Genomic DNA, 15,819 nt, shown 5'->3' with positions numbered 1-15,819 from the left:
AGGTATTACAATGATAGGGTTAATTGGCAGAAAAGTTGGTATGACACGTATCTTTACTGAAGAAGGGCAGTCAATTCCTGTTTCAGTAATAGAAATTGCGCCAAATCGTGTATCTCAACTTAAAACGCTTGAATCTGACGGCTATATGGCTGTACAAATAACAGGCGGTGAAAAAAAGGCAAGCCGTGTAAACAAAGCGCTTACTGGTCATTTTGCAAAAGCTCAGATAGAAGCTGGAGATATGATCGGAGAATTCCGAGTCACTTCTCTTGATGGCTTTTCTGCTGGGCAGACTATTTCAGTAGCCGAAATTTTTACTCCCGGTCAATATGTCGATGTGACAGGTACATCAAAGGGTAAAGGCTTTGCTGGTACCGTAAAACGACATAATTTCAGAACGCAAGATGCAACACACGGTAACTCTGTTTCGCATCGTGTTCCTGGATCAATTGGTCAGAACCAAACGCCAGGACGAGTGTTCAAAGGTAAGAAAATGGCCGGCCATATGGGTAATGTCAGATGCACTACTCAAAACCTTGAGTTGGTTAGAGTTGATGCTGAACGAAATCTACTGTTGATAAAGGGTGCTATTCCTGGATTCCCTGGAGCCAGAGTCGAAGTACGACCCGCAGTTAAGATCAAAGCAGGGGATCAATAATGGAACTTATTACTAAAGATACCAACACTTCATTAAGTGTAAATGAGCAAGTGTTCGATTATAACTACAACGAAGGCTTAATTCATCAAGCTGTAGTCACTTTTATGAATAATGCTCGCAGTGGAAACAGTGCCCAGAAAACCCGATCTGAAGTGAGTGGAGGCGGTAGAAAGCCTTGGAGACAAAAAGGTACTGGCCGTGCACGCGCTGGTACAATCCGCAGCCCAATTTGGCGTTCGGGTGGGGTTACGTTTGCATCAAAGAAACGTGATTATAGCCAAAAGCTAAACAAAAAAATGTATAAGCGCGCTATAAGAAGCATCTTATCTGAGCTTATCCGTAATGAGAATCTGATTGTCGTTAGTGACTTTCAATGCAGTTCTAACAAGACCAAAGACTTTATTGTCAAGATGAAAGAGTATGATTTGACAAATGCTTTAATCATTATGCATGAAGTTGGCGAAAACGAGTACCTGGGTTCACGCAATCTGATTGATTTCGACATTTGCGACGTTGCTTCAGTTGACCCCGTGAGTTTACTGCGCTTTGAAAAAGTACTAATCACAGGTGAAGCACTTAAAAGCATTGAGGAGTTGCTACAATGAACGCAGAACGTTTACTAATGGTATTAAGAGAGCCACACACATCTGAAAAAGCAACTGTGATGGCTGAAAAATACAAGCAATTTACTTTCAAAGTTCTCAAAACTGCCACCAAAAACGAGATTAAAAGAGCAGTAGAGGAATTGTTTAATGTTAAAGTCAAAAATGTTTCTGTAATGAATGTCAAAGGCAAGTCCAAGCGTTTTCGCCAGTTAGCTGGTAAAAGAAGCGACTGGAAAAAAGCGTTTGTTTCTTTACACGAAAACTATGATATCGATTTTAGCGTAAAAGAATAAGGTAGACGACGATGGCATTATTAAAATCAAAACCAACGTCACCCGGAAAGCGCGGTGAATTAAAGGTTGTACACCATCATATCCATAAAGGACAACCTCACGCTGCTCTGGTTGAAAAGTTAAACAAGACTGGTGGAAGAAACAACCAGGGACGTATTACTGTTCGACACATTGGTGGTGGTGTTCGCAGTAAATATCGTATAATTGACTTCAAACGCAATAAAGATGGTATCGAAGCTCGAGTTGAGCGCATCGAATATGATCCGAATCGATCTGCTTTAATTGCATTACTTGTTTACAAAGATGGCGAACGGCGGTACATTATTGCACCTGCTCAATTAGAAGCTGGCGCAACTGTTGTTAGTGGTGAAGATTCTCCTATCAGTGTGGGCAATGCTTTACCATTAAGAAATATTCCGGTTGGTACAACTATCCACTGTGTTGAATTAAAACCTGGAAAAGGTGCTCAGTTCTTACGTAGTGCTGGATGTGGCGGACAAATTGTTGCTAAAGAAGGCGCTTATGCTACTTTAAAACTGCGCTCTGGTGAAATGCGAAAAGTATTGGCCACTTGCAGAGCAGTTATTGGTGAAGTTAGCAATAGCGAACATAGTCTTCGTGCTTTAGGTAAGGCAGGAGCCAAGCGTTGGCGAGGAATCCGACCCACTGTACGTGGGGTTGCGATGAACCCTGTTGATCACCCACATGGTGGTGGTGAAGGCCGTACTTCTGGCGGAAGACATCCAGTGACTCCTTGGGGCGTGCCGACAAAAGGTTATAAGACACGCAGTAATAAACGAACTGATAGATTCATTGTCAGATCTCGTAAAAAGAAATAATTAGCTAAGAGGATATTAACGTGCCACGCTCGATAAGAAAGGGTCCACACATTGATCCACATCTGCTTGTCAAAGTTAAAGCAGCAATTGATGCAAAGTCTAAAAAACCAATTAAAACCTGGTCACGACGCTCAACCATTACCCCTGACATGATAGATTTAACTATCGCTGTCCATAACGGGAAAGATCATGTTCCAGTGTTTATCACTGATAACATGGTTGGCCATAAATTGGGCGAATTCGCTATGACCCGCACATTCAAAGGCCATTCTGGTGACAGAAAGGCTAAAGGTAAGTAGAGGCAATGATGGAAGTTACTGCAAAATTAAAAAATGCGCCCCTTTCTGCACAGAAAGCCCGGTTAGTCGCAGACATGATTCGTAAAGTGAGCGTATCAAAAGCGCTCGATATTTTACGTTTTACACCAAAAAAAGGAGCATTTCTGATGCTCAAAGTTTTGGAATCAGCCATTGCAAACGCAGAAAATAATAATGGTGCAGATATCGATGAGCTGCATGTAGGCGTTGTCTGTGTTGATGAAGCATCTACACTGAAGCGTATCAGAGCTCGTGCCAAAGGACGTGCGAATCGTATATCCAAACGTACTTGCCACATTACAATTAAAGTATCTGACGAGGTATAATAGAATGGGACAAAAAGTAAATCCTATTGGTATCCGTTTGGGCATAGTAAAAAGCTGGAATTCAAAATGGTATGCCAGCAAAAATTACGCACAACTCCTGAATGAAGATATTAATTTAAGAAAAGATCTGAAAAAGAAGTTGTATGCCGCAGCGATTAGCCGTATCCAGATCGAAAGACCTGCAAATAATGCAGTAGTCACGATTCATACAGCTAGACCAGGTATCCTTATCGGAAAGAAAGGTGGCGGTATAGAAGGTCTGCGAAGCGAGATTTCTTCCAAGTTAGGCGTTCCAGTACACCTTAATATCGAAGAAGTTAAGAAACCGGAACTTGATTCTACTCTGGTGGCTGAAGGTATTGCACAGCAGCTCGAGCAACGTGTTATGTTCAGAAGAGCAATGAAACGTGCAGTTACTTCTGCAATGAAATCAGGCGCTAAAGGGATCAAAATTTGTGTCAGCGGTCGACTAGGTGGCGCTGAAATTGCTCGAAGTGAATGGTACCGTGAAGGACGTGTTCCTTTACATACATTCCGTGCTGACATTGATTATGGTACTGCTGAAGCCAAAACAACTTACGGTATCATCGGTGTTAAGGTTTGGATCTTTAAGGGAGAAGTTCTTCCGCAAAAGAATCGTAACGCTGACAGCAGTAAATGAGTGAGGATTTATAATCATGCTACAGCCAAAACGTACTAAATATCGTAAACAAATGAAAGGCCGCAACCGTGGTCTTGCCCAACGTGGCTCCAATGTTAGCTTCGGAGAGTTTGGTCTAAAAGCGGTTGAACGGGGTCGCTTGACTGCTCGACAAATTGAAGCGGCTCGTCGTGCCATGACACGCCATATTAAACGGGGCGGAAAAATTTGGATTCGTGTATTCCCAGATAAACCAATTACACAAAAACCTCTTGAAGTTCGTCAAGGTAAAGGTAAAGGTAGTGTTGAATATTGGGTGGCTCAAATCCAACCAGGAAAGATCCTGTTTGAGATGGAAGGGGTATCCAGAGAGCTGGCATTAGAAGCTTTCAATTTGGCAAAAGCCAAATTACCTTTTAAGGTAATGTTTGAAGAACGTAAGGTGATGTAATGAAAACTTTAAATGAATTGAGAAACTTGTCTATCAAGGAATTAAGTGAGGAATTACTCCAGTTACGAAAAGAGCAATTCAATTTGCGTATGAAAAGAGCAAGTGGTTCTCTTGAAAAAACACACCTGGTTAGTCTGGTTAGAAAGACTATTGCTAGAGTAAAAACAGTTATGACTGAAAAGGTTGGAAAGAGTCATGTCGAATAGTGAATCAAATGCAAGAATAATGGTTGGACGAGTTGTTAGTGACAAAATGCAAAAAACCATTGTTGTATTAGTAGAGAGAACAGTTAAGCATCCTAAATATGGTAAAATCATGAAGCGCAGAACAAAGCTCCATGCTCATGATGAACAGCAGGTTTGCAAAATTGGGGATACAGTCAGAATTAGAGAGACAAGACCTCTTTCTAAGACAAAATGCTGGGAATTGGTTGAAGTTATTTCCTGATTCGTTTGCAATGACTTTTAAAATTCCAATTAGGCTGGTATAATCAGCAGCCTTTTTCTGGTCGAAATTAGAGCTGGAGAGTAGAATGATACAAATGCAGACAGTGCTCGATGTAGCTGATAATAGCGGAGCGCGCAAGGTAATGTGTATCAAAGTGCTAGGTGGATCTCATCGTCGCTATGCGAGAGTAGGAGATGTCATCAAAGTGAGCATTAAAGATGCAATACCTCGAAGTAAAGTTAAGAAAGGTGCGGTGATGAAGGCTGTTGTCGTTAGAACCAGCCAAGGTGTCCGCCGTGATGATGGTTCGTTGATTCGTTTTGATGGCAATGCTGCAGTGCTATTAAATAATCAAAACGAGCCTATTGGGACTCGTATCTTTGGTCCAGTAACACGCGAATTGAGAGAGCGATTCATGAAAATCATCTCTCTTGCAGCAGAAGTATTGTAAGAGGGATTAATTATGAAGCGCATCCGATCAGGCGATACAGTAATTGTTATCACTGGTAAGAGTAAAGGCCATATTGGCAAAGTAAAAAAGGTTTTAGGTGTGGCCGTTGTGGTTGAAGGGGCAAACATGATTAAAAAGCATGTAAAGCCGAACCCGCAGATTAATCAGCCAGGCGGCATAGTATCAACAGAGGCACCCTTTAATATCTCTAATGTAGCTATGTACAATCCTCAAACCAAAAAGGCTGACAAAGTTGGTTTCAAGCTTATTGATAAGAATGGCAAGAATCAGAAAGTCAGATATTTTAAATCAAACAATGAATTAGTTGATATTGTTTAGTCAGGGTGATTGAAATGGCAAGACTTAAAGAGCACTACAAATCGAATGTAGTCGAATCATTGATGAAGAAATTCGGCTATAAAAGCGTAATGGAAGTTCCCAGGATCCTTAAAATAACAGTAAATATGGGTGTTGGCGAAGCGGTTGGCGATAAGAAAATTATGAATCATGCAGTCGATGACATGACTCTGATTACAGGCCAGAAGCCAGTTATTACTAAAGCAAAAAAATCTATTGCAGGCTTCAAGATCCGCGAAGGATGGCCTATTGGATGCAAAGTGACGTTAAGAAAACAAAAAATGTATGAGTTTCTTGATCGTTTAATCACCATTACCTTGCCACGTGTAAGAGACTTCCGCGGTCTTAACCCCAAATCTTTCGATGGAACAGGCAACTATAGCCTGGGAATTCATGAACAAATCGTTTTCCCCGAGATTGATTTTGATAAAACTGACGGGATCCGTGGCTTAGATATTTGTATTACTACAAGTGCTAAAACGAATGAGGAAGCAAGGGCTTTGCTAGAAGCATTCAACTTGCCATTAAAAGACAGAGACAAACATTAAGAAGGGTATTTACTGTGGCCAAAACATCAATGCTCGAACGAGAAAGAAAGCGTTCAAAGCTTGTAAATAAATATAGAGAAAAGCGTAGTGAGCTCAAAGTTCTGATCAAATCATCTAATGATTTTGATGTTATTATGGACGCTCAGGCTCAACTTGCTAAATTACCTGTTAATTCAAATCCAGTTAGACAGAACAAGCGTTGCCAGCAGTGTGGGCGCCCTCATGCAGTCTATCGGAAATTTGGCTTGTGCAGAATTTGTCTGCGTCAACAATTAGTTGCTGGAAACGTCACCGGTGGTAGAAAGTCCAGCTGGTAAACAAAGGTTCTATGGAGAATAAGTGTGAGTATGCATGATCCTATTGCTGACATGTTGACGAGAATTAGAAATGGTCAACTGGCTAAGCATCAGAGCGTAACCCTCAACTCATCAAAGTTGAAGGAAGAAATCGCTCGCGTATTGAAAGAGGAAGGTTACATTCTCGATTACTCAGTACAAGCTGAAGAGAATAATCACAAGACTCTTACAGTCAAATTAAAATATTATCACGGCCGTCCTGTTATCGAGCGTATTTTACGTATTAGCAGACCTGGCTTACGTGTTTACAAACCTTTTAATGAGTTGTCATCAATTCCTGGTTTTGGTATTGCCATTTTATCAACTTCAAAAGGTGTAATGACTCACATCGCTGCCAAAAATAATCGTGTTGGCGGTGAAGTGCTTTGTGAAGTAGCTTAATTTTTGCGAGGAATAATATGTCAAGAGTAGCAAAAGCTCCGATACAGTTACCTGCAAATGTGGAGCTAACTTTATCAAAAAATGAAATGACTGTTAAAGGTCCAAAAGGTGAATTGACACAACATGTCAATAAGCTTGTATCTATTACAAGAGATGATGCTAAAATCACTTTTAGCCCAGCCTCTAATGACCCTAATGCCTGGGCGCAGGCAGGTACAGTCCGTGCGCTTCTAAACAATATGGTTAAAGGTGTAACTGATGGGTTTTCCGTTACCCTGGAACTCGTTGGTGTTGGATACAGAGCGCAAGCTAGCGGAAAGTCTGTCAGCTTATCATTGGGATATTCCCATCCCATAGAATATGAATTGCCTACTGGTGTGACTGTTGAATGTCCAAACAACACTACGATCATCATTAAGGGAATTGATAGACAATTATTAGGTCAGGTTGCTTCTGAAATTCGTGCATTCAGACCACCAGAGCCCTACAAAGGAAAAGGTGTGAAATATGCTGGTGAACAAATTGCGCGTAAAGAAGCCAAGAAAAAATAGGGTTTAAATTATGAGTAAGATTAATGCACGTGTAAGACGCGGAGCCAAAACAAAAGCAAGACAAAAGTATTGCGGTCGTCCACGCCTTGTGGTTTATCGTAGTACTACACATATCTATGCTCAGATTATAGTACCCGGTGAAAATGGTGACCGTGTAGTGGCTTCCTGTTCCACAGTTGATAAAGAAGCAAGAGGTTCTATTAAAGGTACTAAAGTTGAGCAGGCGACAATGGTAGGAAAACTACTTGGCGAACGAGCTAAGGCACATCAAATTACCGATGTTGCATTTGACCGCTCTGGGTACAAATATCATGGCCGCGTTAAGGCACTTGCTGATGGTGCCCGTGAAGCTGGTTTGAATTTTTAAGGAACAGTGATGGCATTTGAAGAATCCAAAATGACTGAAGGGTATCAAGAGAAACTAGTCTCTGTGACCCGAACAGCGAAAGTAGTAAAAGGTGGACGAGTATTCGGTTTTGCTGTACTTGTCGTCATTGGCGACGGTAAGGGCAAAGTTGGTTACGGACGCGGTAAAGCCCGTGAAGTGCCGATTGCTATTCAGAAAGCAATGGAACAAGCACGTAAGAATATGACGTATATTCCATTGGCTGGAAATACAATTCATCACGAAATTACCTGGAGCTATGGTGCATCCAAGGTATTCATGAAACCAGCCAGTGAAGGTACCGGAATTATTGCTGGTGGTGCAATGAGAGCTGTTCTCGAAGTACTGGGTGTCCAAAACATTCTTGCTAAAAGTATTGGTTCAACTAACCCAAGCAACATCGTCAGAGCAACTATCGGTGCTTTGTCAAATATTGGAACTCCAGATTATGTCGCTGCTAAACGCGGTAAAACTGTTGAAGAAGTGATGGCAGGCTAATCATGAGCAAAAAAATTAAAATTACTTTGGTAAAAAGTACAATAGGTAGAAAGCCCAAGCATATTCTGATTGTAAAACAATTAGGCCTGGGTAAATTAAATAGTTCTGTTATTCATCAGGATATTCCAGCGATCCGCGGTCTTGTGAATACTGTTCACTACTTGTTACGTGTAGAGGAGTGTGCCTAATGAAATTAAATACACTTTCGCCTGATCCAGGTTCAAAACGTCCAAAGCAACGCTTAGGCCGTGGTATTGGTTCTGGTCTTGGTAAGACAAGCGGAAAAGGCCATAAAGGGCAGAAGGCCCGTGCTGGTGGTTACCACAAGATCAACTTTGAAGGCGGTCAGATGCCTATTCAAAGACGTTTGCCAAAAATGGGTTTCAAATCTCGTATAGGCAAGTACAATGATCAAATCACACTTAGTGAACTTGCTTCCATTGAAGAAGAAATCATTGATATGGATACTTTGCGTCGGCACCGACTGATTAATACAGCTGTTAAAAACGTTAAAGTGATTCTTTCTGGTGAGATCAGTGTTGCTGTCAAACTGAAAGGGATTCCTGTGACCAAAGGAGCCCGTGCAATGATTGAACAGGCTGGTGGAAGTATAGAAGACTAATTATGAAAAACCGGAAGCAAATAGCAGGTCAACCCAAAAGTGGGTTGACTGAATTAAAGACCAGAATATTTTTTGTCATTCTTGGGATCCTTGTTTACCGTTTAGGTGCGCATATACCTGTACCTGGACTTGATCCACAGAAACTGGCCAATTTTTTCGGCGAACAACAAAATACTATTTTTGGCCTTTTTAATATGTTTTCTGGTGGGGCATTATCCCGAGTTACTGTATTCGCTATTGGTATAATGCCTTATATTTCCGCATCGATTATTATTCAGCTTTTTTCAGTCGTTTCTCCCAAGTTGGAGCAGTTGAAGAAAGAAGGTGAACAAGGGCGTCGTAAAATCAACCAATACACGCGCTACCTGACATTGTTATTATCAGTTTTTCAATCATTAGGTATGGCTCGATGGTTAGCTGGACAGCACATTGCTTTGCATGCTGATTTTACATTTTATTTTACGGCTGTTGTCACATTAGTTACTGGTACAATGTTTTTGATGTGGCTAGGTGAACAAATAACTGAAAAGGGCGTCGGGAATGGTATATCTCTTATCATTTTCTCTGGAATAGTCTCCAGTATGCCTAATGCAATTGCATCTGTGTTCCAGCAGGTCAAAGAGGGACAAATGCAGGCCTTGAGTCTGATTTTGATTGCATTAATCGTAGTTTGTGTAACCGGGTTTGTTGTATTCATGGAACGAGCTCAAAGGCGTATCAGAGTTAACTATGCTCAACGTACTCAGGGTCGCAAAGTATATGCCGCACAGACCAGTCATTTGCCGTTAAAAATAAATATGTCTGGAGTCATTCCGCCTATTTTTGCTTCCAGCATAATTCTGCTGCCTGCGACACTTGCACAGTTTTTTGCTAAAGGAAAAGGAATGGACTGGTTGGCTGATATTGGAATGGCTTTATCGCCCGGTCAGCCTTTATATCTGATCGTCTATGCGGTAGCGATTCTGTTTTTTGCCTTTTTCTATGCTGCTTTGGTGTTCAACCCTAAAGATACAGCTGATAATTTGAAAAAGTCAGGTGCTTATATTCCAGGCATTAGACCTGGTGAGCAAACGACAAAATATATTGATTCGGTAATGACCCGGCTAACATTAATTGGCGCTATTTACCTGGTACTGGTATGCTTGCTGCCACAGATATTAATGTACACCTGGCATGTACCCTTCTATTTTGGCGGAACTTCACTTTTAATCATCGTTGTTGTGATTATGGACTTTGTCGCACAGGTTCAGGCGCACTTAATGACTCAACAATATGATTCACTGATGAAAAAGGCCAATTTTAAAGGTACTAAATTACCTGGTCTTTTATGATTATTACTCGGAGTTATGAATGAAAGTTAGAGCATCAGTTAAGCGTATTTGCCGTAACTGCAAAATTATTAAGCGTCATGGAAATGTCAAAGTTATATGTAAAGATGCTAGACATAAACAAAAGCAAGGTTAATCTTGCTTGATTTTAATCCAATAAAATAGTATTCTTCTGTCCCTTTCCGGCAGAGCAAAGTAAACATACGGAGAAATTAATGGCTCGTATTGCAGGTGTAAATATACCAGATAACAAACATATAGTGATTGCACTGACATCAATCTTTGGTATAGGTAAAACAACTTCTAAACATTTGTGTAAAACAGTGGGTATTGAAGAGTCCACTAAAGTATTTCAGGTTCCTGAAGAGAAGCTTGAAGCTTTGCGTACCGAAATTGCTAAAATGACTGTGGAAGGTGACCTGCGTCGAGTTGTTTCCATGAATATCAAGCGATTGATGGATCTCGGATGTTATCGAGGACTCAGACATCGACGTGGACTCCCTCTGCGTGGACAACGAACTAAAACCAATGCTAGAACCCGTAAAGGTCGACGCAAAGGCACAAGTAATTAATAATTCAGGATAGTAAGATGGCTACAAATAAAGCTAAGCAGCAAAAGACAAGAAAAAAAGTAAAACGTGTGGTTTCCGATGGCATTGTGCACGTTCATGCTTCTTTTAATAACACAATTGTTACTTTTACTGACAGACAGGGTAACGCTCTATGCTGGGCAACGTCAGGCGGCTCTGGTTTCCGTGGATCGCGTAAAAGCACTCCTTATGCTGCACAGGTTGCTACTGAACGTGCCTCTGCTGTTGCAAAAGAATATGGTATGAAATCTGTTGCAGTATTCGTTCATGGCCCTGGCCCAGGACGTGAGTCAACGATTCGAGAGCTGATCTCTCAGGATTTCAAAATTGTTGAAATTACTGATGTTACAGGGATACCCCATAATGGGTGTAAACCTCCCAAGAAACGTCGTGTATAAGATTCAGGAGTAACTAATGGCAAGAAAATTAGGCCCAAAGTGCAAATTGTCAAGACGAAGAGGCACTGATCTATTATTAAAAAGTGGTGTTCGTGATTTTAAATCCAAATGCCGTTCTGAAAAGAAACCTGGCCAGCATGGTGACAAAAAAGGTCGCTTGAGTGACTATGGTCTGCAGTTAGACGAAAAGCAAAAAATCAGAACTTATTATGGTATTCTCGAACGTCAGTTTAGAAACTACTATAAAAAAGCTGCTCGCATGAAAGGCTCTACCGGTGAAAATCTGATGGTTCTTCTTGAGAGCCGATTGGACAATGTTGTTTACAGATTAGGTTTTGCCAGCACTAGAGCTGAAGCCAGACAACTTGTTGCTCATAAAGCTATTCTGGTGAATGGCCAACTGGTAAATATTCCATCATTCATTTTGAGTGCTGGTGATAAAGTTGAAGTTAGACAAAAAGCAAGGGAACAAGGTCGTATCAAAGCAGCTATCGCTTTATCCGAACAACGTGCTCCTTGTGATTGGTTAACTGCTGACTCTGGTTCAATGAAAGGTACATTTACATCTGCACCTACGTTAAATGATATATCATCTGATTTTAACGTTAATCTGGTTGTTGAACTTTACTCTAAGTAAGCTCGGAGACATAGCTGAATGTATACTGAAATAAACGAAATGCTGACGCCAACAGTGCTTAAGGTGCAAACTGATTCAATCAATCGTTCACGAATCGTACTTGAGCCTCTCGAGCGCGGTTATGGCCATACACTGGGTAATGCGTTAAGAAGAATTCTTTTGTCTTCTATGCCAGGATGGGCAATCACTGAAGTATCGATTGCTGGTGTTCTGCATGAATACAGTACTATTGAAGGTGTACAGGAAGATGTTGTTGACATACTGCTTAATTTGAAGCAAGTGGCTATTAAAGTTGCCTCCGGTAATGAAGCCACTTTAAGCCTTGTAAAAGAAGGTCCTTGTGTAGTTACTGCAGGTGACATTCAACTGAATCAAGGGCAGGAAATTGTTAATCCGGATTTGGTCATTGCCACTTTGAACGAGAATGGCAAACTCGATATGACGCTTAAAGTAGAGCGTGGTGTTGGTTTTCATTCCACTGACTCATTTGTTCGTGACTATGAGAATGATCTGGAGCGTAAATCTGTAGGTAAATTGAAGATTGACAATTCCTTTTCTCCTGTAGTGAAAGTCGCTTATTTTGTGGATAGTGCTCGTGTTGAAAACCGTACTGACCTTGATAAGCTAACCATTGATTTACAAACCAATGGAACATTGGATCCTGAAGATGCTATTCGTATTTCAGCTTCTATCCTGCAGCGTCAATTACATGCTTTTGTCGATATGAAGTTCGAGGAATCAAGAGCTGATAACAAAGAAAGAAATGATTTTGATCCTATTCTATTAAGACCAGTTGATGATCTGGAGTTGACTGTCAGATCAGCAAATTGTTTGAAAGCAGAGAATATATATTATATTGGGGATTTGGTTCAAAAAACTGAAAATGAACTCTTGAAAACCCCTAATTTAGGAAAGAAATCCTTAACTGAAATAAAGGATGTTTTAGCATCACGTTCTTTATCTTTGGGAATGAAATTAGAAAATTGGCCGCCAGCTAATCTAGGCGATTAATAGGAGTCTTATCAAATGCGTCACCGTAATTCAGGCCGAAGTTTCAGCCGTACAAGTAGCCATAGAAAGGCAATGTTTTCTAACATGTGCAATTCTCTGATTGAGCATGAGGTTATTAAAACTACCTTACCTAAGGCAAAAGAACTCCGTAAGTATATTGAACCTCTTATTACTGTTAGTAAAAAAGATTCAGTTGCTTCACGACGACATGTCTTCAATCGCTTAAGATCAAAAGAGGCAGTAGGTAAATTATTTACTATCCTGGGGCCAAGATTTAACAAACGCCCAGGCGGCTATGTGCGCGTTCTTAAATGTGGTTTCCGTGCAGGCGATAATGCACCAATGGCCATTGTTGAGTTTGTCGATAGACCTGCTCAAAACGAAGAATAGGTCCATTAAATAAAAAAGCCCACAGATGTGGGCTTTTTTATTTGTACCGACTAGCAATATTCAGATTAAAGCATTTGCCCAATTATTTTCTTCCGCTAAAGCGGCCTCATCGTCATGATATTTCAATGAATGCCTGATTGAGAAGTCATAAACATTCGTAACTGCGATTTCTTCGTTTTCCGTCGTTATCCCGGGAATTACCATGAGTTTACTTCTCAGTTCCTCGTGATCATACCTTTCAGTTCCATTAACTAGTGTGCCAGTCCAAATGGCAATATTGCGACTGCGGTAAAAGTACCATAAATACGGATTTCCATTCATGGAAATTGAAGGGAAATAAATTTCTTCAGAGCTTCGCCTGCGCTCAACCTGAGTAGATTCTTTTTCTGCGGGGGCGTTGCGATGCGCAGTGCTTGTTTTTCCATATATTGAAATTGCCGGATATTTAACTCGAAGCAGCTTTACATCATTAATGATTGCGCGTGTCTCTGTTACGGTTATATCTGCCTTATGATGACATAAATAACGATACAGATCCTCTTTAGCATATTCCTCGGTACCCAGGAGTTTAAGGTCGGTGGTAGCTGTATTGTTATGTCGATTATATTTCCAGATAAAAGGATGACCCTTATAAGCAACATCCGGAAAGTAAATATGATCAGCTAATGGAGAACGAACCGGTTCAGATGATTCTCCTCTATTGGATCTGCTATTCGCTATACAAAAAAAACTGAGAAAACTCTTTGGCATATGGCCTCCTGCTCGGATTAATTAAGTAATTCTATTGCAGTAGAACCACAGGAAATACAGGGGCTGGCTCATCCTATGTTCTAAGTGTATCTCTCCTGATTAAAGTCTATCAGTGGTAGAACTTCTGGCTTGACTCTGGTTCCATGTCATAACCTGTTTTTACCGAGAATGCAAGTCTGATCTTAGTGTAGGCTCCTGCTTTGCGAGTAACCATGCCTGGTAAATTAGGGCAATTAATTATGTTTGCCAAAAGCCTGAGTTACCCATGAGGGAATCCTTTCACGCTGTCAATCGTGTCGACTGTGATTTTTCTGAATTTTTCAGCAGTTAATTCACTTACACTTGCTGTGTTCTTTTTGTTTATGAGTATTTCTTCGTAAGCGTTTTTGCCTAATAAAGTAAATAAATTGTTTAATTCCGGGATTGAAAGCCTGGATACAGCCGGATTTTCTTCTGGCATCGTTGGCGAAATTCTGGAGGTCTGACTTTCATAAGCATACGCCATTTCTATCAGAGTCCCTTCCTGAAATTGCCTGCTAATTAGTTCAACTCCAACAGGCATATGTAAATCATTGCTATATCCAACATTGATACTAATTGAGGGCAAGCCGGCATTGGATGGGATCGGCGCACGCCAGGTATTCACTGTCATGGCATCGTAGGTGGCGGTTCCTTGACTAGTAATGGGCATTAGTAGAGCATCCAAATGGTTTAGATCCATTACGTTTTGTATATAGGCTCTGTTCCGGGCAAAAATAGTTAAAGCCCGTTGATATGAACTACTTGAGTTGCCGGCCATGCTTGCCATAAAGTGTAGACAATCTTTGATTGAGCCGAAATTTCTTGTGCGATTGGATTGGCAGAGGTCACGAAAACTTTCTCTGGTTGATGGAAAAGAGGCAAGATATGCGTCTATATCCTGAATCTCTCCGGCCTGATTATTCTGACGATCATTATTGAAAGCTGGTAGATTAATATCAACGATGGTTGCGCCCATTTGCTGCATATTTGCAGTAGCATTCTTTATTATCCTGTTGATACTCGCTGGCATTTTATTGAATGGATCAAGGCCATTAACATTACGTACAACAGCAATTCGTTTATTAGCCAAGCCCTTCTTATTGAGAAACGCGGTATAGGTTTTTACTCTGGGAATATTCATTGTTTTTGGATCCCTGGAGTCGGGTTGAGCGATAACATCCAGTAAAATTGCCAGGTCCTGTACGGTACGTGCAATAGGACCAGCTGTTCCATCCAGATTGCCCATAGGGAAAATACCGTGTTGGCTAATTAATCCGGTGCTTGGACGAAGCCCTGCTAAACCATGGAAAGCAGCTGGAATTCTGACCGAGCCGCTATTATCAGTGCCAATAGCAAGCAAGGCAAAGCTCGCACTGACAGCAGCTGCTGGCCCGCCACTAGAGCCCCCGGGATTCTTACTGGTATCAAAAACATTCCCGATTCTTCCACTGCGACTGCTGATTCCAAACATCCCCCAGGCAAACTCATCCATCCCTCCTTTGCCAAGGATAATGGCTCCCGCCCCTCGCAATTTCTCTACCAGAAAAGCATCATGTACGGGCTGACTACCTAATAGAGCGTAAGAGCCAGAGGTGGTAGTCGTATCGAATGAATCGATATTATCTTTTAAAATTATGGGGATACAGTGAAGTGCTCCTGACATTCGGCCAGTTTTTTCGAAAATCAAATCCAACTGCTGTGCCTGCGTTAGAACGGAAGGATTAATTTCAGTCCAGGCATTAATAGGTGCGTGACCATTGACACTTAAATCATATTTTTTAATGCGCTCAATATAGGCGCTTACTAGCTGCAGGCAAGAAAATTGCTTATTTTGAATGCTCTCATGGATGGAGGCTATGGTCTGCGATTCCAGATGAAGTGGGGAATTGTTTTGAGAGGAGAAGGACGCACCGGCAAAGAATAAAATAAAAAACAGGACGCTTATTGGAATATATTTCATAATTGATTC

Annotated in this window: 29 protein-coding genes; 27 read left to right on the top strand and 2 right to left on the bottom strand. The window is 41.1% G+C overall.

What is annotated here, in order from left to right; genetic code table 11:
• The first annotated feature begins 10 nt into the window (after positions 1–10).
• The 27 genes from rplC to rplQ all read left to right on the top strand — a co-directional run bounded on the left by rplC (position 11) and on the right by rplQ (position 13,079).
• The gene (gene rplC / locus E1O89_RS12180; protein WP_058507933.1) at positions 11–658 is read left to right on the top strand and encodes a 50S ribosomal protein L3; all 648 of its coding nucleotides are present in this window, start codon (positions 11–13) and stop codon (positions 656–658) included.
• The gene (gene rplD, locus E1O89_RS12175) at positions 658–1,263 is read left to right on the top strand and encodes a 50S ribosomal protein L4 (RefSeq protein ID WP_112220497.1); all 606 of its coding nucleotides are present in this window, start codon (positions 658–660) and stop codon (positions 1,261–1,263) included. Before rplC ends, rplD begins: the two co-directional genes overlap by 1 nt.
• A complete protein-coding gene (rplW, locus tag E1O89_RS12170; RefSeq protein WP_112220496.1) occupies positions 1,260–1,556 on the top strand; it encodes a 50S ribosomal protein L23 in 297 nt (98 codons plus the stop codon). Before rplD ends, rplW begins: the two co-directional genes overlap by 4 nt.
• An 11-nt stretch (positions 1,557–1,567) precedes the next feature.
• On the top strand, positions 1,568–2,395 hold the full coding sequence (gene rplB / locus E1O89_RS12165; protein ID WP_112220495.1) for a 50S ribosomal protein L2: 828 nt from the start codon (positions 1,568–1,570) through the stop codon (positions 2,393–2,395).
• A gap of 20 nt (positions 2,396–2,415) precedes the next feature.
• Positions 2,416–2,694, top strand: coding sequence for a 30S ribosomal protein S19 (gene rpsS, locus E1O89_RS12160; protein WP_058507937.1), 279 nt, complete (start codon positions 2,416–2,418; stop codon positions 2,692–2,694).
• Positions 2,695–2,702: 8 nt separating this feature from the next.
• Entirely contained in the window at positions 2,703–3,038 is a 336-nt protein-coding gene (gene rplV, locus E1O89_RS12155; protein ID WP_112220506.1) for a 50S ribosomal protein L22, read from the top strand.
• A gap of 4 nt (positions 3,039–3,042) precedes the next feature.
• Positions 3,043–3,699 (top strand): 30S ribosomal protein S3, encoded by a 657-nt coding sequence (gene rpsC / locus E1O89_RS12150; RefSeq protein WP_058507939.1) that lies wholly within the window; start codon positions 3,043–3,045, stop codon positions 3,697–3,699.
• Positions 3,700–3,715: 16 nt separating this feature from the next.
• Positions 3,716–4,129 (top strand): 50S ribosomal protein L16, encoded by a 414-nt coding sequence (rplP, locus tag E1O89_RS12145; protein WP_058507940.1) that lies wholly within the window; start codon positions 3,716–3,718, stop codon positions 4,127–4,129.
• Positions 4,129–4,335, top strand: coding sequence for a 50S ribosomal protein L29 (gene rpmC, locus E1O89_RS12140; protein WP_112220494.1), 207 nt, complete (start codon positions 4,129–4,131; stop codon positions 4,333–4,335). Before rplP ends, rpmC begins: the two co-directional genes overlap by 1 nt.
• Positions 4,325–4,576, top strand: coding sequence for a 30S ribosomal protein S17 (gene rpsQ / locus E1O89_RS12135; RefSeq protein ID WP_058507942.1), 252 nt, complete (start codon positions 4,325–4,327; stop codon positions 4,574–4,576). Before rpmC ends, rpsQ begins: the two co-directional genes overlap by 11 nt.
• Positions 4,577–4,661: 85 nt before the next feature.
• Positions 4,662–5,027 (top strand): 50S ribosomal protein L14, encoded by a 366-nt coding sequence (gene rplN / locus E1O89_RS12130; RefSeq protein ID WP_028388517.1) that lies wholly within the window; start codon positions 4,662–4,664, stop codon positions 5,025–5,027.
• Positions 5,028–5,036: 9 nt separating this feature from the next.
• Positions 5,037–5,366: a 50S ribosomal protein L24 gene (gene rplX, locus E1O89_RS12125; protein ID WP_233013022.1), complete on the top strand. Its 330-nt coding sequence runs from the start codon at positions 5,037–5,039 to the stop codon at positions 5,364–5,366.
• A gap of 14 nt (positions 5,367–5,380) precedes the next feature.
• Entirely contained in the window at positions 5,381–5,932 is a 552-nt protein-coding gene (rplE, locus tag E1O89_RS12120) for a 50S ribosomal protein L5 (protein WP_112220493.1), read from the top strand.
• Between the two features lie 14 nt (positions 5,933–5,946).
• Positions 5,947–6,249, top strand: a complete 303-nt coding sequence (rpsN, locus tag E1O89_RS12115) for a 30S ribosomal protein S14 (protein WP_058507945.1) — start codon at positions 5,947–5,949, stop codon at positions 6,247–6,249.
• Positions 6,250–6,273: 24 nt separating this feature from the next.
• Positions 6,274–6,669, top strand: coding sequence for a 30S ribosomal protein S8 (gene rpsH / locus E1O89_RS12110; protein ID WP_112220492.1), 396 nt, complete (start codon positions 6,274–6,276; stop codon positions 6,667–6,669).
• A gap of 17 nt (positions 6,670–6,686) precedes the next feature.
• Positions 6,687–7,220, top strand: a complete 534-nt coding sequence (gene rplF / locus E1O89_RS12105) for a 50S ribosomal protein L6 (protein ID WP_058507947.1) — start codon at positions 6,687–6,689, stop codon at positions 7,218–7,220.
• Between the two features lie 10 nt (positions 7,221–7,230).
• On the top strand, positions 7,231–7,587 hold the full coding sequence (gene rplR, locus E1O89_RS12100) for a 50S ribosomal protein L18 (RefSeq protein WP_058507948.1): 357 nt from the start codon (positions 7,231–7,233) through the stop codon (positions 7,585–7,587).
• A gap of 9 nt (positions 7,588–7,596) precedes the next feature.
• The gene (rpsE, locus tag E1O89_RS12095; RefSeq protein ID WP_058507949.1) at positions 7,597–8,103 is read left to right on the top strand and encodes a 30S ribosomal protein S5; all 507 of its coding nucleotides are present in this window, start codon (positions 7,597–7,599) and stop codon (positions 8,101–8,103) included.
• Between the two features lie 2 nt (positions 8,104–8,105).
• Positions 8,106–8,291: a 50S ribosomal protein L30 gene (gene rpmD, locus E1O89_RS12090; protein ID WP_058507950.1), complete on the top strand. Its 186-nt coding sequence runs from the start codon at positions 8,106–8,108 to the stop codon at positions 8,289–8,291.
• Entirely contained in the window at positions 8,291–8,725 is a 435-nt protein-coding gene (gene rplO / locus E1O89_RS12085; protein WP_112220491.1) for a 50S ribosomal protein L15, read from the top strand. Before rpmD ends, rplO begins: the two co-directional genes overlap by 1 nt.
• A 2-nt stretch (positions 8,726–8,727) precedes the next feature.
• Positions 8,728–10,056: a preprotein translocase subunit SecY gene (gene secY, locus E1O89_RS12080; RefSeq protein ID WP_112220490.1), complete on the top strand. Its 1,329-nt coding sequence runs from the start codon at positions 8,728–8,730 to the stop codon at positions 10,054–10,056.
• A 19-nt stretch (positions 10,057–10,075) separates the two neighbouring features.
• Positions 10,076–10,189: a 50S ribosomal protein L36 gene (rpmJ, locus tag E1O89_RS12075; protein ID WP_083499241.1), complete on the top strand. Its 114-nt coding sequence runs from the start codon at positions 10,076–10,078 to the stop codon at positions 10,187–10,189.
• A gap of 79 nt (positions 10,190–10,268) precedes the next feature.
• Positions 10,269–10,625, top strand: a complete 357-nt coding sequence (rpsM, locus tag E1O89_RS12070; protein WP_058507953.1) for a 30S ribosomal protein S13 — start codon at positions 10,269–10,271, stop codon at positions 10,623–10,625.
• 17 nt (positions 10,626–10,642) lie between these two features.
• Complete coding sequence (rpsK, locus tag E1O89_RS12065; RefSeq protein ID WP_058507954.1) at positions 10,643–11,041, top strand: 30S ribosomal protein S11; 399 nt, start codon at positions 10,643–10,645, stop codon at positions 11,039–11,041.
• 16 nt (positions 11,042–11,057) lie between these two features.
• Complete coding sequence (gene rpsD, locus E1O89_RS12060) at positions 11,058–11,678, top strand: 30S ribosomal protein S4 (RefSeq protein WP_133140379.1); 621 nt, start codon at positions 11,058–11,060, stop codon at positions 11,676–11,678.
• 18 nt (positions 11,679–11,696) lie between these two features.
• On the top strand, positions 11,697–12,689 hold the full coding sequence (locus E1O89_RS12055; protein WP_058507956.1) for a DNA-directed RNA polymerase subunit alpha: 993 nt from the start codon (positions 11,697–11,699) through the stop codon (positions 12,687–12,689).
• Positions 12,690–12,704: 15 nt separating this feature from the next.
• On the top strand, positions 12,705–13,079 hold the full coding sequence (rplQ, locus tag E1O89_RS12050; RefSeq protein WP_058507957.1) for a 50S ribosomal protein L17: 375 nt from the start codon (positions 12,705–12,707) through the stop codon (positions 13,077–13,079).
• Between the two features lie 60 nt (positions 13,080–13,139).
• On the opposite strand, the gene E1O89_RS12045 is transcribed toward rplQ, so the two are convergent.
• Entirely contained in the window at positions 13,140–13,829 is a 690-nt protein-coding gene (locus E1O89_RS12045; RefSeq protein ID WP_133140378.1) for a hypothetical protein, read from the bottom strand.
• 259 nt (positions 13,830–14,088) lie between these two features.
• Entirely contained in the window at positions 14,089–15,810 is a 1,722-nt protein-coding gene (locus E1O89_RS12040; protein ID WP_133140377.1) for an amidase, read from the bottom strand.
• Between the last annotated feature and the right edge of the window lie 9 nt (positions 15,811–15,819).

This window comes from Legionella genomosp. 1 (genome assembly GCF_900640215.1).
Classification (GTDB): Bacteria; Pseudomonadota; Gammaproteobacteria; order Legionellales; family Legionellaceae; genus Legionella_C; species Legionella_C quinlivanii_A.
The sequence above is the reverse complement of the archived record's forward strand: the minus strand, read 5'-3'. Positions and strand labels throughout refer to the sequence as shown.

Excerpts from the sequence above, each read along its gene's own strand:
- rplV (WP_112220506.1), top strand. The coding sequence starts at position 2,703 with ATGGAAGTTACTGCAAAATTAAAAAATGCGCCCCTTTCTGCACAGAAA.
- rplW (WP_112220496.1), top strand. The coding sequence starts at position 1,260 with ATGAACGCAGAACGTTTACTAATGGTATTAAGAGAGCCACACACATCT.
- rplN (WP_028388517.1), top strand. The coding sequence starts at position 4,662 with ATGATACAAATGCAGACAGTGCTCGATGTAGCTGATAATAGCGGAGCG.
- E1O89_RS12055 (WP_058507956.1), top strand. The coding sequence starts at position 11,697 with ATGTATACTGAAATAAACGAAATGCTGACGCCAACAGTGCTTAAGGTG.
- rplC (WP_058507933.1), top strand. The coding sequence starts at position 11 with ATGATAGGGTTAATTGGCAGAAAAGTTGGTATGACACGTATCTTTACT.
- rplD (WP_112220497.1), top strand. The coding sequence starts at position 658 with ATGGAACTTATTACTAAAGATACCAACACTTCATTAAGTGTAAATGAG.
- rplR (WP_058507948.1), top strand. The coding sequence starts at position 7,231 with ATGAGTAAGATTAATGCACGTGTAAGACGCGGAGCCAAAACAAAAGCA.
- rpsM (WP_058507953.1), top strand. The coding sequence starts at position 10,269 with ATGGCTCGTATTGCAGGTGTAAATATACCAGATAACAAACATATAGTG.
- rpmC (WP_112220494.1), top strand. The coding sequence starts at position 4,129 with ATGAAAACTTTAAATGAATTGAGAAACTTGTCTATCAAGGAATTAAGT.
- rplE (WP_112220493.1), top strand. The coding sequence starts at position 5,381 with ATGGCAAGACTTAAAGAGCACTACAAATCGAATGTAGTCGAATCATTG.
- secY (WP_112220490.1), top strand. The coding sequence starts at position 8,728 with ATGAAAAACCGGAAGCAAATAGCAGGTCAACCCAAAAGTGGGTTGACT.
- rpsE (WP_058507949.1), top strand. The coding sequence starts at position 7,597 with ATGGCATTTGAAGAATCCAAAATGACTGAAGGGTATCAAGAGAAACTA.
- rplO (WP_112220491.1), top strand. The coding sequence starts at position 8,291 with ATGAAATTAAATACACTTTCGCCTGATCCAGGTTCAAAACGTCCAAAG.
- rplQ (WP_058507957.1), top strand. The coding sequence starts at position 12,705 with ATGCGTCACCGTAATTCAGGCCGAAGTTTCAGCCGTACAAGTAGCCAT.
- rplF (WP_058507947.1), top strand. The coding sequence starts at position 6,687 with ATGTCAAGAGTAGCAAAAGCTCCGATACAGTTACCTGCAAATGTGGAG.
- rpsK (WP_058507954.1), top strand. The coding sequence starts at position 10,643 with ATGGCTACAAATAAAGCTAAGCAGCAAAAGACAAGAAAAAAAGTAAAA.
- rpmD (WP_058507950.1), top strand. The coding sequence starts at position 8,106 with ATGAGCAAAAAAATTAAAATTACTTTGGTAAAAAGTACAATAGGTAGA.
- rpsQ (WP_058507942.1), top strand. The coding sequence starts at position 4,325 with ATGTCGAATAGTGAATCAAATGCAAGAATAATGGTTGGACGAGTTGTT.
- rpmJ (WP_083499241.1), top strand. The coding sequence starts at position 10,076 with ATGAAAGTTAGAGCATCAGTTAAGCGTATTTGCCGTAACTGCAAAATT.
- rpsD (WP_133140379.1), top strand. The coding sequence starts at position 11,058 with ATGGCAAGAAAATTAGGCCCAAAGTGCAAATTGTCAAGACGAAGAGGC.
- E1O89_RS12040 (WP_133140377.1), bottom strand. The coding sequence starts at position 15,810 with ATGAAATATATTCCAATAAGCGTCCTGTTTTTTATTTTATTCTTTGCC.
- rpsC (WP_058507939.1), top strand. The coding sequence starts at position 3,043 with ATGGGACAAAAAGTAAATCCTATTGGTATCCGTTTGGGCATAGTAAAA.
- rplB (WP_112220495.1), top strand. The coding sequence starts at position 1,568 with ATGGCATTATTAAAATCAAAACCAACGTCACCCGGAAAGCGCGGTGAA.
- rplP (WP_058507940.1), top strand. The coding sequence starts at position 3,716 with ATGCTACAGCCAAAACGTACTAAATATCGTAAACAAATGAAAGGCCGC.
- E1O89_RS12045 (WP_133140378.1), bottom strand. The coding sequence starts at position 13,829 with ATGCCAAAGAGTTTTCTCAGTTTTTTTTGTATAGCGAATAGCAGATCC.